The sequence below is a fragment of the Rhizobium sp. P2_G9 genome (assembly GCF_056403475.1).
In genome coordinates, this window is sequence record NZ_JBFUFK010000092.1 from 1 (window position 1) to 12,648 (window position 12,648).

Annotated in this window: 14 protein-coding genes and 1 tRNA gene; 7 read left to right on the forward strand and 8 right to left on the reverse strand. The window is 59.7% G+C overall.

Going from position 1 to position 12,648, the window contains the following annotated elements; translation table 11 throughout:
• The first annotated feature begins 208 nt into the window (after window positions 1-208).
• Window positions 209-496 (forward strand): hypothetical protein, encoded by a 288-nt coding sequence (locus AC1DYF_RS39205; RefSeq protein ID WP_477884204.1) that lies wholly within the window; start codon window positions 209-211, stop codon window positions 494-496.
• An 80-nt stretch (window positions 497-576) separates the two neighbouring features.
• On the opposite strand, the gene AC1DYF_RS39210 is transcribed toward AC1DYF_RS39205, so the two are convergent.
• Window positions 577-1,389, reverse strand: coding sequence for a GNAT family N-acetyltransferase (locus AC1DYF_RS39210; RefSeq protein WP_477884206.1), 813 nt, complete (start codon window positions 1,387-1,389; stop codon window positions 577-579).
• Between the two features lie 69 nt (window positions 1,390-1,458).
• Here AC1DYF_RS39210 and AC1DYF_RS39215 point away from each other — a divergent pair, with 69 nt between their 5' ends.
• The gene (locus tag AC1DYF_RS39215) at window positions 1,459-2,109 is read left to right on the forward strand and encodes a TetR/AcrR family transcriptional regulator (protein WP_477884208.1); all 651 of its coding nucleotides are present in this window, start codon (window positions 1,459-1,461) and stop codon (window positions 2,107-2,109) included.
• A gap of 33 nt (window positions 2,110-2,142) precedes the next feature.
• Here AC1DYF_RS39215 and AC1DYF_RS39220 read toward each other — a convergent pair whose 3' ends face one another.
• The gene (locus AC1DYF_RS39220) at window positions 2,143-2,718 is read right to left on the reverse strand and encodes a hypothetical protein (protein ID WP_477884209.1); all 576 of its coding nucleotides are present in this window, start codon (window positions 2,716-2,718) and stop codon (window positions 2,143-2,145) included.
• Window positions 2,719-2,885: 167 nt separating this feature from the next.
• On the reverse strand, window positions 2,886-3,137 hold the full coding sequence (locus AC1DYF_RS39225) for a hypothetical protein (protein ID WP_477884211.1): 252 nt from the start codon (window positions 3,135-3,137) through the stop codon (window positions 2,886-2,888).
• A 221-nt stretch (window positions 3,138-3,358) separates the two neighbouring features.
• On the opposite strand from AC1DYF_RS39225, the gene AC1DYF_RS39230 reads away from it, so the two are divergent.
• Complete coding sequence (locus tag AC1DYF_RS39230) at window positions 3,359-3,943, forward strand: hypothetical protein (RefSeq protein ID WP_477884213.1); 585 nt, start codon at window positions 3,359-3,361, stop codon at window positions 3,941-3,943.
• 171 nt (window positions 3,944-4,114) lie between these two features.
• Here AC1DYF_RS39230 and AC1DYF_RS39235 read toward each other — a convergent pair whose 3' ends face one another.
• The gene (locus AC1DYF_RS39235) at window positions 4,115-5,341 is read right to left on the reverse strand and encodes an aminotransferase-like domain-containing protein (protein ID WP_477884214.1); all 1,227 of its coding nucleotides are present in this window, start codon (window positions 5,339-5,341) and stop codon (window positions 4,115-4,117) included.
• Window positions 5,342-5,741: 400 nt separating this feature from the next.
• Between AC1DYF_RS39235 and AC1DYF_RS39240 the strand changes: the two genes are divergently transcribed.
• A complete protein-coding gene (locus tag AC1DYF_RS39240) occupies window positions 5,742-6,527 on the forward strand; it encodes a hypothetical protein (RefSeq protein WP_477884216.1) in 786 nt (261 codons plus the stop codon).
• 153 nt (window positions 6,528-6,680) lie between these two features.
• Here the strand turns inward: AC1DYF_RS39240 and AC1DYF_RS39245 are convergent, their stop codons facing one another.
• Window positions 6,681-7,307 carry a transglutaminase-like cysteine peptidase gene (locus AC1DYF_RS39245; protein WP_477884217.1) on the reverse strand — a complete coding sequence of 209 codons (627 nt, stop codon included), beginning with the start codon at window positions 7,305-7,307 and terminating at the stop codon, window positions 6,681-6,683.
• 307 nt (window positions 7,308-7,614) lie between these two features.
• Between AC1DYF_RS39245 and AC1DYF_RS39250 the strand changes: the two genes are divergently transcribed.
• Complete coding sequence (locus AC1DYF_RS39250) at window positions 7,615-8,379, forward strand: hypothetical protein (protein ID WP_477884219.1); 765 nt, start codon at window positions 7,615-7,617, stop codon at window positions 8,377-8,379.
• Window positions 8,380-8,985: 606 nt separating this feature from the next.
• Here the strand turns inward: AC1DYF_RS39250 and AC1DYF_RS39255 are convergent.
• Window positions 8,986-9,780 carry an ATP-grasp domain-containing protein gene (locus tag AC1DYF_RS39255; protein ID WP_477884221.1) on the reverse strand — a complete coding sequence of 265 codons (795 nt, stop codon included), beginning with the start codon at window positions 9,778-9,780 and terminating at the stop codon, window positions 8,986-8,988.
• 273 nt (window positions 9,781-10,053) lie between these two features.
• Entirely contained in the window at window positions 10,054-10,431 is a 378-nt protein-coding gene (locus AC1DYF_RS39260; RefSeq protein WP_477884223.1) for a YybH family protein, read from the reverse strand.
• Window positions 10,432-10,598: 167 nt separating this feature from the next.
• Between AC1DYF_RS39260 and AC1DYF_RS39265 the strand changes: the two genes are divergently transcribed.
• The gene (locus tag AC1DYF_RS39265; protein WP_477884225.1) at window positions 10,599-11,186 is read left to right on the forward strand and encodes a winged helix-turn-helix transcriptional regulator; all 588 of its coding nucleotides are present in this window, start codon (window positions 10,599-10,601) and stop codon (window positions 11,184-11,186) included.
• 289 nt (window positions 11,187-11,475) lie between these two features.
• Here AC1DYF_RS39265 and AC1DYF_RS39270 read toward each other — a convergent pair whose 3' ends face one another.
• Entirely contained in the window at window positions 11,476-12,093 is a 618-nt protein-coding gene (locus tag AC1DYF_RS39270; protein ID WP_477884227.1) for a hypothetical protein, read from the reverse strand.
• A 178-nt stretch (window positions 12,094-12,271) separates the two neighbouring features.
• On the opposite strand from AC1DYF_RS39270, the gene AC1DYF_RS39275 reads away from it, so the two are divergent.
• Window positions 12,272-12,360, forward strand: a tRNA-OTHER gene (locus tag AC1DYF_RS39275).
• Window positions 12,361-12,648 lie beyond the last annotated feature (288 nt).

The following is a 12,648-nucleotide window of genomic DNA, read 5'->3' on the forward strand; positions in this document are numbered from 1 at the left end:
CCACCAGATGCTGCTCACGCTCGAAAGCAACGGCCTGATCCGCAGGCAGCCACGCATCGCACGCAGTGTCGAACTACTCATCCACCACAACTGCCTGCCAACATTGCAGCCAAACCAAACCGTCAAATCCTCTGTGCAGAGGTACTAGCGGAATGCATGGAGATATGCCGTGAGATGGCTTGAGCCTTGGGAACCAGTACGAACCTCAATGGACGCAACATATTTGCGAGCCTGGGAGTCAGAACTTGCGTGCGAAACCGGGCCTGGACATCCGCTCTACCAGATCGGGGCGACGCTCATCGCCCGCAGGTTTGACTGCGACGACGCTCTCTATCAGCTTGAGGACGGACGGGTCGCAATGGTGCATTTGACCTGGATCAGACGTCAGGAAAGCGACCCGCGCTGGCCAAATACCCTCCTCTACGACTCCCTTCAGGCTTGGGAAAAAGGCGGGCTTGCAGCCGACCACGCCGAATGGCTTCTTGGCCAAAGCTGAAGGCAGTTCGTCTGCGTGAAGGTCGTCAGGCTCATCTCAGCTTCGCTTGCAGTGGTGACGCTACCAACACCTGTCCTGGCCTACCGCTCCAACACCCAGTTCGTCCGCTCATGCAGGCATTCGAAGCCGGCGCGGCGCATGTTGGCGAGCGACGGATTGGGGCCGTCGAGGATGCCGGTCTCGGTAAACACCCAGGCCTTGCCGAGCGCCTCTGCATCGGCGATGCGGCGGGCCAGCAGCAGGCCTTGCGCGCCCTGTTTGCGCGCGTCCGGCAAGGTCGCGCCCATCCCCAGCCAGACGCAATCGCTGTCGAGATACATCGCGCCGCCGGCAATCACCGAGGCGCCGTCGCGGACGACATAGCATCGCCAGTGGTCACGACCCACGAGGCTCCTGACCCAGGGCACGAACGCTGGCGGCATGCCGAAGCCGCCGATGACGGCGGCGGCGAAAGCCTCCGCATCCTCCGGACCGGCAAGATGCACCTGCAATGATGTTTCCACCACAGGCCCATTGGCCGAGCGGCGCCCCATCTTGGCCCATTTGGTGGGCTCGCGCCGGAAGCCGGTCGCCGCGAGATCGGCCTCCACGTCCGGGGACAGGACGTAAGGTGCGATCTGCAATTGCGCCACCGTCGCGGAGAATTGCCCGAGATGCGTGGCGATCGCCGCAAGGTCGGCGCGCGTTGCAGGTCGCTCGAGCCCAAGTCCGATCGTCCGGTTGAAGGTCACGAGAGGGACGTTCTTGGCGCTGATCGATAGCGCGCCGCCGACGTCGCGGCAGTCGGCGGCAAGCCCTTTGGCGACCGGCTCAGGCATGGCGGCCATCAAATCGCGCCAGGCATTGACTTCGACTGTTTCGACACTGACGGTCGGCTTGTTCACATCGAGCATTGCTTTCCTCCCCGGATTCTTACATTGTAAACTAGCAAGATTTCTTACGCTGTAAAGGAAATATTCGGCATGCCGGAAAAAAGACGCAAGCTGACGCGCGATCTCATCGTCGACAAGGCGTTGGAGCTGATCGAGGCGGACGGGCTGGAAAACCTCTCGACCCGCACGCTCGGCAAGAGCCTCGGCGTCCAGGCCATGGCGCTCTATCATCATGTCTCCAGCAAGGACGCGCTGCTCGACGCGGTGGCGGCACGGCTGATCGGCACGCTTGTCATTCCCGAGCCCAGCGACGACTGGCGCGGCGACCTAGAAACCCTCGCTGCCAATTATATGGCCATCGTCCGCACCTATCCACGCGCCTTCGTGCTGCTCGCCGCGCGGCGCTTCAACACACCGGAAACACTGCCGGTCCTCGAACGCGTATTTTCGATCTTTCGCCGCGCCGGTCTCGCCCCCCAGGACGTCGCCGCCGCCTTCCGACTGATGGGCTATTTCATGAATGGCGCAGGCCTGGCGGAGGTAGCGACGCGAGAGGCTGCCAAGCGCGCAGATTTTCAGCTGCCTGACCCGGCATTCCTCGCCAATCACCCGATTGCCAGGGAAACGGTGCCCTTCCTTGCCCTGTCCTATCTCGACGGCATTTTCGAAAAGGGACTGAAAGCCATTCTCGATTCGATCGAGAATGATCCCAGCCGCAAGCCGAAGAGTGCTGCGGCCTAGACGCCGAAACCAAGCGAAAGTTTTGCGCTTTTGTTACGGCTTTGCCGCCCAGGTTTGAATAGCGGCTTCCATCTGCGTTCGACGATCGTTGACGATATTGGGCAGATCGAAGGATTTTTTATTTTCGCCCACCAGATATTGGATCTTTCCGCCCGCAAGCGCGCTGAATTTCTCGCGCGGAATGATCGTGGTGTTGAATAGCGAATAACTGATGAGGTGGTCGCCGAGGAGCGTGATGCCGTAGCGGCTGCGTTGGCCTGACCAGGCCAGCCGTGCCGCGGGCAGCAGCGACGCGATCATAAGATAGCTGCCGAGAAGAAATACCAAGCCGACGGTCAGTGCGCCGAATTCCAACTTGGAATCAATCCCCGAGGAATAAACCGTGGTCGGCGAGTGAAAAGAGTCGACCACCATGACAACGCAAAAAAGCAGTGAGAGAAGTCCGATAACGGCAAGAACCAGACCGATAAATGCGTTCCACGCCAATCCTGAAACGGTGAATTGCTCTTCGAAAAAATCCGCATCCGGCGGCAGCGGCTTTGTCTGGTCCTGCAGCGCCAGAATATCCGGCGGAATGTTTTTCGCCTCGGCTGTGATGATAACGTCCAAGAGAGCCCCCCGCGGTCAACGTTGTCTGGATGTGTAGACGTTGCCGGCATGGATTTCATTCGGATCGGCCCTGCGACCGATTGACCTCAATTTAAGGGGTACCGCCATTGTCGCGAGGCGTTCCGCTTCGCCATGGAGGCTCGGGAGCCTTTATGCTGGTCATGGCCTCATCGCCTCGAAATCGGCGCAGCCCTGACCTGCCGCACATAACAGCGCGCCAATTCGACCAGGGCAGCGTTCACCTCGATCACAGACCATCCGGCTTCCAGCGCATCCAGCTTCACATCGCGCTCGATACTGATGATATCCACGAATGCCGTGCCGGCGAAGGCATGCCGGAGGAAGGCCGGCTCCACGGCTTCCTGACAGTCCAGATCCCGGTCCGGATAAATTCCATTCTGGCGTGGGGGACGAATCATTGGGCCACTCTCCCGCTAACTCTGCGCTCATTGATATTAGAAAAATTGACATTGGGCAACAAAGATTCAACTTAAGAGATCAATAAGCCGTACGCCTGGGATCGGCGCGCAACACTGTGTCACCTGATCCCACACTTGGCCTTTGGCGCGCGCGCTTCCGATGATTGCAGCCTGACGCTGGCAATGCTTAGAATAGCGGCGTGGTGCGCGAGGGGTTGGTCGTGAAAAGACTGCGAAGGATTCTGGCAGCAATCGGGTTGGTAGGCGTGTTCGCTGGCGTTGCCAATGCGGATATCCAGGACGATCGCGCCGTTGTCGATTATGATCGGTTCTGCATTCAGGGCGTGTTCCAGCACGACCATCTGGCGGCGCTGATGCAGAGCCTGAAGGCCAAAGCATTGCCGCCGATCGCGGCGAACCAGTTCCTGCGTCAAAGCGGGCAGGTCTGGGTGATCGACGACAAGCCCGCGCAGGTCGGGGCTTATCCAGTGCGGATCACGGTTTTCCTCACCGACACCGGGGCCTGCGGCGTCGAGTTGAACGGTGTTGACGAACCCACGGTGCAAGCGATTTTCGAAAAGCGGATCGAACATCGGCTGATCGAACGCGACGATGACAAGAACCAGACGCTGACGATCTTTGCCGCCCACGCGCCAACCGCAGACAAGGGTACCGACACGCGCATCTTCGCCCTGCTGCTCGTCGGAAAACATGGCTACGACAGATATTCGATGGTGTTGTCCGTCATCCCGAAGGTCGCCTTTGACAGGGTGGGCGGCGGCTGGGCATGGCCTGCCGGGTTTTGAAGCTTTGGAGGCACGACAAGACTAAGCGTTATCGCCCCTGGCCAGCATTCTATCCTCTCCAACACGTCTCGCATGGGACCTGCTGCGGCCGAGAGGATGTCAAGCGGATCGGCTCCCCCTGAGATCGGGGAAGAGCCTCTCGTACATCTGCCAAGCGCCCGGCGCCCCTTCTCACGCCGCCTTGGCCATCTCCCCCGCGATCAACCTACCCAACCGGCCAATACCCTCGTCGATCATCGCATCCGAGGCGCAGGAAAAACTCAGCCGCATCGTGTTGGCGCCCGTGCCATCGGCATGAAACGCCTTGCCGGGGACGAAGGCCACCTTGGCGCTTTTCAGCGAATGGGCGAGCAGGGTTGCGCCGTCCATGCCCTCGGGCAGGGTCACCCAGACGAACATGCCGCCTTCCGGCTCAGTCCATTCGACGCCTGCCGGCATGTTCTTGGCCAGGGCTTCGAGCATCTTCGTGCGGCGATGGCCGTAGGTCTTGCGGACCTTTTCCACCTGCTCGCCGAACACGGTTTCGGCCACCTTGGCGATCACCATCTGGTTGATGGTCGAGGAATGCAGGTCGGCGGCCTGCTTGGTCAGCACCAGCTTGCGGATCACCTCCTGCGCGCCGACAACCCAGCCGACGCGCAGGCCCGGCGCGAGCGTCTTGGAAAAGCTGCCGCAATAGAAGGTGCGGGTTTTTTCGATATCGCCGCCATGGCGGGCAAGGTCGAGCGCCAGGATCGGCGGCACGCTTTCGCCGTCATAGCGCAGCGCCTGGTAGGCGGCATCCTCGATCACGGCGATATCCAGCGCTTCGGCGAGGTCGAGCAGCCATTCACGCTCGGCCTTGGTCATGGTGACGCCGGTCGGATTGTGGAATTCGGGCACGCAATAGGCAAACTTCACCCGGCCGCCCGCCGCCTCGGCCTGCTCGACATAGGAAGCCGGCGCGCGGTTGGAGAGCGGCGTCAGCCGGTCATAGGCCGGCTCATAGGCGTTGAAGGCGCCGAGCGCGCCGAGATAGGTCGGCCAGGTGACCAGCGCCGTATCCTTCGGCGACAGTAATAGCTTGCCGAGATAGTCGAGCACCTGCTGCGAGCCGGAGGTGATGAAGACATTGTCGGCCGTACAGGCGATGCCGATCTTGGCCATTTCCTTGACGATCCAGTCGCGCAGCGGCCTAAACCCTTCGCTGACCGAATATTGCAGCGCCACGGAGGCCTGCTCGCCCGAAAGCACGTCGGAATAGGCCTCGGCCACCGCCTCCTTGGGAAACAAAGCCGCATCCGGAATGCCGCCGGCGAACGAGATGATATCCGGCTGCTCCAGAAGTTTCAAAAGCTCGCGGATTTCCGACGCCTTCATGCGCATAGCGCGCGAGGCAAAGAGATTTTCCCATTCCATGTCTATTTCCTCACCATGATTTTGCCTGACAGGACCATGAAACGGCAATTATGTCAATAATACTGACCTATTTTGATCATGACTGCCGATCACGATTTTTTTCACGTGAGTTGGGCGCGATTGCCTGCCACTATGGCTTCGGGGATTGTGCGGTGGGCCATTGCATGTGACGCAAAGCCCCCTCCCCAGAGGGTAAAAAAGACCCTCTCTGGCCTGCCGGCCATCTCCCCCACAAGGGGGGGAGAAGACCCGCGGCACGCTCCCTGCCCAAATCGGGCTCCGAGGGTGCGGTTGGGTTAAGCCCCTTGTGGGGGGTCGGAGGACGGGTCGAGACCAGTGGCTCGACCCTGCAAGTTGGGGCGGTGTTCGAGCCACAGGCGTTTGCGCTGGGGGAAAAGAGATGTTGAAACCGCATACCGTAGCGATGGCCGCCTTGATGGCAATCCTATCCGCCAACAACGTTTGTGCGGCCACGGCGCCTCAGACGTCGCCGGGCACGCTAGCCTGCTATGACGTCCGCAAAGCCGAGCCGCACTGGCTGACCGGCAGGCTGAGCTACCAGATTTTCCCCGGTCCCCCGGGCTATGAGGACATTCAGAAGGGCGACGAGCCGGAGGGCACCTACATCCTGACGCTGCCGCAGCCGATCTGCGTTGTCGATGGCGGTGACTTCGCCGATCCGGCGGAGCATTTCAACACGGTCCACCTCGTCCCGACGAGCGAGACCGAAAGCAGGATGGCTGTGCTCAAGAACAGCGAGGTGAGCGTGACGCTCGACAAACAGATGGCAAGCGAAACCGGCCATCACCATGCGCCGCTGGTCGCCTGGGTGACGGCGATTGCCTCTGCTCCCGCGATGATATCGGAATACGGCACGGCCGCGACGACGATCCGGGCTTTCTACCTCGCTCTCGAAGCCGGAGATGGGATAACGGCGGCAAAATTCGTCGTCCCGGAAAAGCGCCAAAACGGGCCACTGTCAGCAGGCGCAATGACCACCTTCTACAGCAGCCTGATCGAGCCGCTGCAGCTCACCGCGCTGACACGGCTGGCTGAGAACAAATATGCGGTCAGCTATCGTTTCAAGAGCAGCAAAGGCGCCTGCGACGGCCGCGCCGAGGTGACCGTCACCAAGCGCCGCGGCGCGGATTTCATCAGGTCGATCCATGCTTTGAGCGGGTGCTGAGGCCCTGATGAGGACGGCGATCGGATGTGCTCCTGGGCAGCAGGTGACCGGCTTCGAGCGAAGCACGTCGATCGCTTTCACAGTCCAGGCACCAAGCTGGGCAAATCGAAGGTGGGTTCATGACCTCGCCCTCATATCCATCGGCCAGCATCATCACAGACTTGCGCTGAGCAGCTGCGCATTACTGGATTGCGGCACCTGGTGCCAGACATGTGGATCGGTCGATGACGAAACCGACAGCCATTGCATGTCGAAACTCGCCCAGGGCGTTACCCCGTCGGAGCGGTTGTCGAGAACGAAATCACCCCTGGTCGTGCGGGCCACGAGCACGAGATGCCCTTTCTCATCGGTCTCACCGATGGCCAGCCTGAGGGCGGAGGCCGGCCACCCCTGCGCAACGAGAATATGGCGCTTGGTCAGGGCATAGTCTTCACAATCGCCAGCCTGGGGAAACAACGACCAGGTGTCGAGGCCCGGATCTGGTCTTGGGGTGATGAAGTGATTGACCTCCTGGTTGACGGTCGCCATTTGCGCCATCGCTGTCAGGGAAAAGGCGACGGCAATCGGCTTTTCCGCGGCGGCGCATTCGCCAGGCACTTTGTCGCAGAACAGCACTTGCGCGAACGGCGCCGTGACACGCCTTCCCTCAGCCACGAACTGCGCGCCGTAAAAAGCCGTCGCGGCCTTTGTCGGCGGGTTGAGACTGATGATCGAACAGCCGGCCGATGCCAGCATCAGCACGCCGGCGGCCGTGAGCTGGCCTGGAAGCTGTCGTTCCACCCCTCTGCCCCCTCTATCGATGGGCAATTCTTATCAAATTGGCCCGGTTTGACAAACGGAGCGGGCTCATCACATCGACTGAGCGTTTCCCCAAATGGCTTACAAAGCTGCGAGAGCCGCCGGAGCGGGAAGGTGCTGACTCCCCGACGGGAGAAGGTGCCGCCCTTCGATAAATGCGGGAGGCGAATGAGGGCATGCCGCGCCATATCCGGTGGCCCACCGCCCCCATCTCGATTTTTTCATCGCCATGCTCAGCCAATTTCCCGTTTCGCTCGTTCTACAGGCAGATTGCTCACGGAGGTCTGCCATGCCCCGATGGATCACCAAGCCTGTTGCCGCCCTCGCCCTTCTCCTGCTCGCCCCCGCGGCAGACGCAGCAGCGCCCTCGTCCTGCTACGATCTCGGCAAATCCGAGCCGCGCCAGCTGACCGGCATGCTGGGCTACCGCATGTTTCCGGGACCGCCGCATTACAAGGACGTGCAAAAGGGCGACATTCCGGAACCGGCCTATGTGCTGGCGCTGCCACAGGCGATCTGCCTCACCGGCAATGACCGTTTTGCCGATCCGAAAAAGCCGTTCGGCGAAGTGCAGCTGACCGCGACGGCGAGCACGGCCGATACGCTCAATGGGTTGAAGGGCAAGGAGGTGACGGTGACGCTGGAAAACCCGACGCCGGCCCAGACCGGCCATCATCATGAGCCGCTGGTGGCCTGGGTGGCCGATGTCGCGCCGGCCATCGACCTGACCGCCGAATACGGCACCGCCGCGACCACCGTGCGCGCCTTCTATCTAGCACTTGCGGCCGGCGACGGCACGATGGCGGCGAAATATATCGTGCCGGAAAGGCGCAATAGCGGGCCGCTCTCGGCTGGCGATCTCAGTGCCTTCTACGGCCACCTGCTCGAGCCGCTCAGGCTGACCGCCGTCACCAGCGTGAGCGCTGACAAATATCTGGTGTCCTACAGCTTCAAGGCCACTGAACGCGTCTGCAATGGCCGCGCCGAAGTGGCCACAACCAAGATCGGCGGCGCCGACTTCATCCAGTCGATCCGCGCCCTTGCAGGCTACTGAAGGTTTTCGCCGCGCCGGCCCGCGGAAATCGCCGTGGTCCCGGCCGGCGCTCAGTGCTGGGCCGTGTCGTGGTCATGGGTGAAGAGCCCCAGCAGGACCACGCCCACGACAAGACCGACAATAACGCCATCAAACCATGAGAAATGCTGGATCAACATCATCGTTCTTCCTCCTGACGATGATTCATCTGCATTGCCTAACGTCTGAATTGTGCGCCCGGTTGCAGGCCTTGTCAAATATTAACAAGCTGTTAGCGACGATCTCCGATCGTGGCGCCAAGCGGGTTCACGGCCACCCCCAATCCATGCCAACAAGGAGCCCGCCGCCAGGCGCCGGATGGTTTCGTTACCCCTCGTCGAAGAGCATGACGCTCCGCGACGGCCGAAACCGTCCGGTCTGGGCGAGGGGAATTTTCTGCGTTCTTGATGAAATGTCTTACTGCAAACGGCTTTACCGAAGCGTGTCGGAGTGCTTCCCCTCCTTGAAGACCATTTTGAAAGTCATTTGAAACCGTCCGCTGGGTCAGTCAACAACACCCAGAATGGCCTCAGTGCTCGAATTTGACGAACCTTCCGAACTGCCATCGCTCCTGGGTCAGAACCGCATCTATAGGGCGCCCTCCGCTTCCATTGCATCGATCGCCGCGGCGAGCCTCATAAGGTCGGCGGCGTAGAATCCGGCGGAATTGATGTTATTCGTCTCGAGCATTCTGAGGCCGTCTGCTGTCCGGCACACGTCGAGGACATAGGCCCGGGAATATCCCGGATTAACTTCGACCAGCATTTTTCCGAAAGCGAGCGCATCGTCGTCGACCTCATGGCGGTAGACCACCCGCGATCCCTCTTTATAGAGCGACCAGGTCACGACCTTCCCGTCCACCACCCAGAGACGCCATTCCTTGAAGATTTTCACAGGCTCCGTGAGCATTATTTTGGTGTCGTGTCGCAACGAGCCACGCGGAATCTCACGTTTTGCCAGCGCGAGGACGCGCTCCGCGCTGGCGACGATCTCGGCCCCGCTCTGTACCGCTCCGGCCATCTCCTTGCTGTCGTCCACCGGCCGGACAAACCAAAGCTTACCGTCGGAAGCCAGGCGCTGCGGTATTTCTGCGACGGTCAGGAACAAGGCGTCCTTGCCGTTGAGCAGGAAAGGATGCCATTTCCGCTGCCGGACGAAAGGTTTCAGCTTGAACACGCCCGGCCACAAACCATCGCGTTTCGCCGTCCTCCAGACAGAGTAAGAGCCAAAGATGACGATGTCGTTCTTGTCTGCGATCACTGGCTCGGGCGTGAAGCGCCCAACGATCGGGATGATCTTATGCCACGAATAGGCGATTCCGAGACGATCCAGTGCCGCCGCCAGCTTGTCGGTGTCTTCCAAACGTTGGAGCAGCCACTGCATCAGTCTTTCCCAGTGTCCCGGTCGCTTCAATTCTGTCAGGATAGCCCGCTGACATCCGATCTACCCGCGAGGAATAATCAGCTCCTTTGTAGGCATACCAGCTCTTCAGGCAACGCTATAGTTGGGTCTCGCCTCGGTCAATTCGAAGCCTTGGATCACCTCACGGATCTCCGGAACGCCATTTATAGACATTGTCAAACGCCCTTGGAAAACCCCAAACGCTCTGCAATCACCGCGAATTGAGATCGGTCGAACGGCAGCTTCCTATGGTCATCAGCCCTTGCCGGTGAACGACCAATGCGTCTGCACGATCCGCCATTCGCCCGGCGTGCGGCGATAGACCTCTGTGCAGTTCCAGCGCATTTCCGTGCCCTCGCTGCCGGCATAGGAATTGAAGCGGAAGGTGAGCACGGCCGCATCGCCGATCTCCTGCACCAGCGGCTCGATCATCTCGTATCGCGGCGCGAAAATCTTGCCGCGAATGCCCTCATAATAAGCCATCAGCCGGTCGAGGCCATCGAGACGCGCGCTAAGCAGCGGGTCGAAATAGACGACGTCCGGCGCGCAAATCTCCAGAAAGCCCGAGGGATCACCATTGCACCAGCGCTTGAGGGCCGCCAGTTCGAGCGTGATGACGGGATGGGTCTGCATGTCTGATTCCTTCGCTTTTGTTGTGACGCCTACCGCTGGCCCAAAGCCGGTTCCCCAGTTCGGGCGATATGCGAGGGCGATGGAGGGATCGGCGCTTTCGGTAAGAATTGCAAGTATGCACAAATACAGCCTATACTGTCGTATTTGTAAGTAATGGAGGACATGACGTGACGCGCAAACAGCGACACAGCTTTTACAATAACTGTCCGGTCGAGGCCGCACTCGACATCGTCGGCGGTAAATGGAAGGCGATGCTGATCTTCCACGTCCTCGACGGAACCAAACGCTTCGGCGAATTCGGCCGCCTGCTGCCAGGGCTGACGCAGCGCATGCTGACCACGCAACTGCGCGAACTGGAAGCGGATGGGGTGATATTGCGCACGGTCTACGCGCAAGTGCCGCCAAAGGTGGAGTATTCGATCACCGAGTTTGGACGGACACTGGAACCGTTGTTGAGGGAGCTCGCGGCGTGGGCGGAGGGACATATAAAGCCACGATTGGAGGCGGGCGATGGGGGGGGGTCCGCCAGCGACAGTATCGGCAAGGGGAAATTAACGAGCGTTACACCAATTTCGCATAGTCACCCGCGCATCCCAAATAGAACAGATCGAGATATCCTACCTGCGTTGTTCGTCCGGCTCGTCCTGCTCGATTTCCTCATTGAAACGCCCTCTCCTCAGAAGGACTTGAACTGCCTCAAGAGCAACCGGCTGGACCCGCTTGGGCCATCCAGTGGAAATCAGTTCCTCGTCTGACGAGTCAATGTCGTCGGTGGCTTCACAGGCAGCGTTCATGATCGCCAAAACTGCATTGAATGCCTCATTTTCTTCTACTGTCTCGGTCTGGCATCTCTCCAAGCGGCCTTCATCAGGAAAATAAAAGTAAAACCCATTAAAATATTCGGCCCATCCCTGAAGCCGCACGGCCGCGTCGCCTCCCGCCAAAAGCTCACAGGCTTCGAGTCTCCTGTTCCTCAGCCGTTGCAGGACGATCCGTTTGGACGGATTGTCTGTCATGAAGATGCCTCGCTATCAGCTGTGTCGCTTACCGCTTCTCAAAAAACGCGTCACGCTCTTCAATACTCCAGCTACAAAATCGCTCCCAGCCTCCCCATTTGGCTCGCAGCGCAGCCAACCGCTCCTGAAACGTGCCTCGACGGTCCTGGTACTGGGGAAATGTCTCTATCCCCCACTCGGTCTGCTCGACGAAATGAACCACCGCATTCTCCTGGGTGATCCCGAACCGGCGTTCCAGGACAGCGACCTGCTTTGGGTCGCTTGTTTTAATGAGATGTGTGCAATACCTGTTTCCCTGCCTCCATTCCTCGATTGGATCCCAGGGAACGTCTGCCATCTCCTGTTTTATGGTTTCATGATCAATCGGAATTTCCACAGCTCGCATATAGTCGTCCCAGTTCCAACGGAGCGATTCCAACTCTTCCTGAAAGGAACCCGGACAGTCCTGGTAGAAGGGGAATATGTTCCTTCCCCATGCGGTCTCCTCGACAATTTCCATAACCGCCTCTTGCTGGGTCATGCCGAACCGAGCTTCGAGTTCGGCAATTTCCTTCGCGTCGGTTGCCTTCGCCAGCGCGGTACGTCGCGCTATATCTCTGTTCCAGCCATCGACCATCTCCCTCAAAGTATCATCGCGTTCCGACATATTGGCTCCCATCAACGAACACGAGCGCATCCTACACGACATCTCGTCGCGACCCGCCAAACCGTCAACTCCACAGAGCGCACGGCTACTCGAGGGGGTGGTATAGCTGTAGCGTCACGTCTAGCGCCCAGCGAGATCGTGCGCTGGCAATCCGGCTTTCTTTGTCGTATCAGAAGTTGCCGGTGTGACGGAATTGGTAGACGTATGGCTACGCGGCCATCCTCGCAAGTCACTGCGCAGGTGGGGGTTCGATCCCCCTCATCGGTATCTGAGAGAGACATTCGCGGCAGGCGATTTCCCCAGCCTCGTTGAATCACGAAAACAAAGCAGACGGACTCCCTACCGATTCTCAAAAAACGCGTCACGCTCCTCAATACTCCAGTTGCAAAATCGCTCCCACTCTCACTGAACCGCCCCGGCTTTGCCGGAGACCGTTTGGTTTAAGTTATGCGGCCACGGCTGGTTCGTCCAGCATGGCGTAGTATCGTTCTTCGGCTTCAGCTGGCGGAATATTGCCGATGGGCTCCAGAAGTCGTCGATTGTTGAACCAATCCA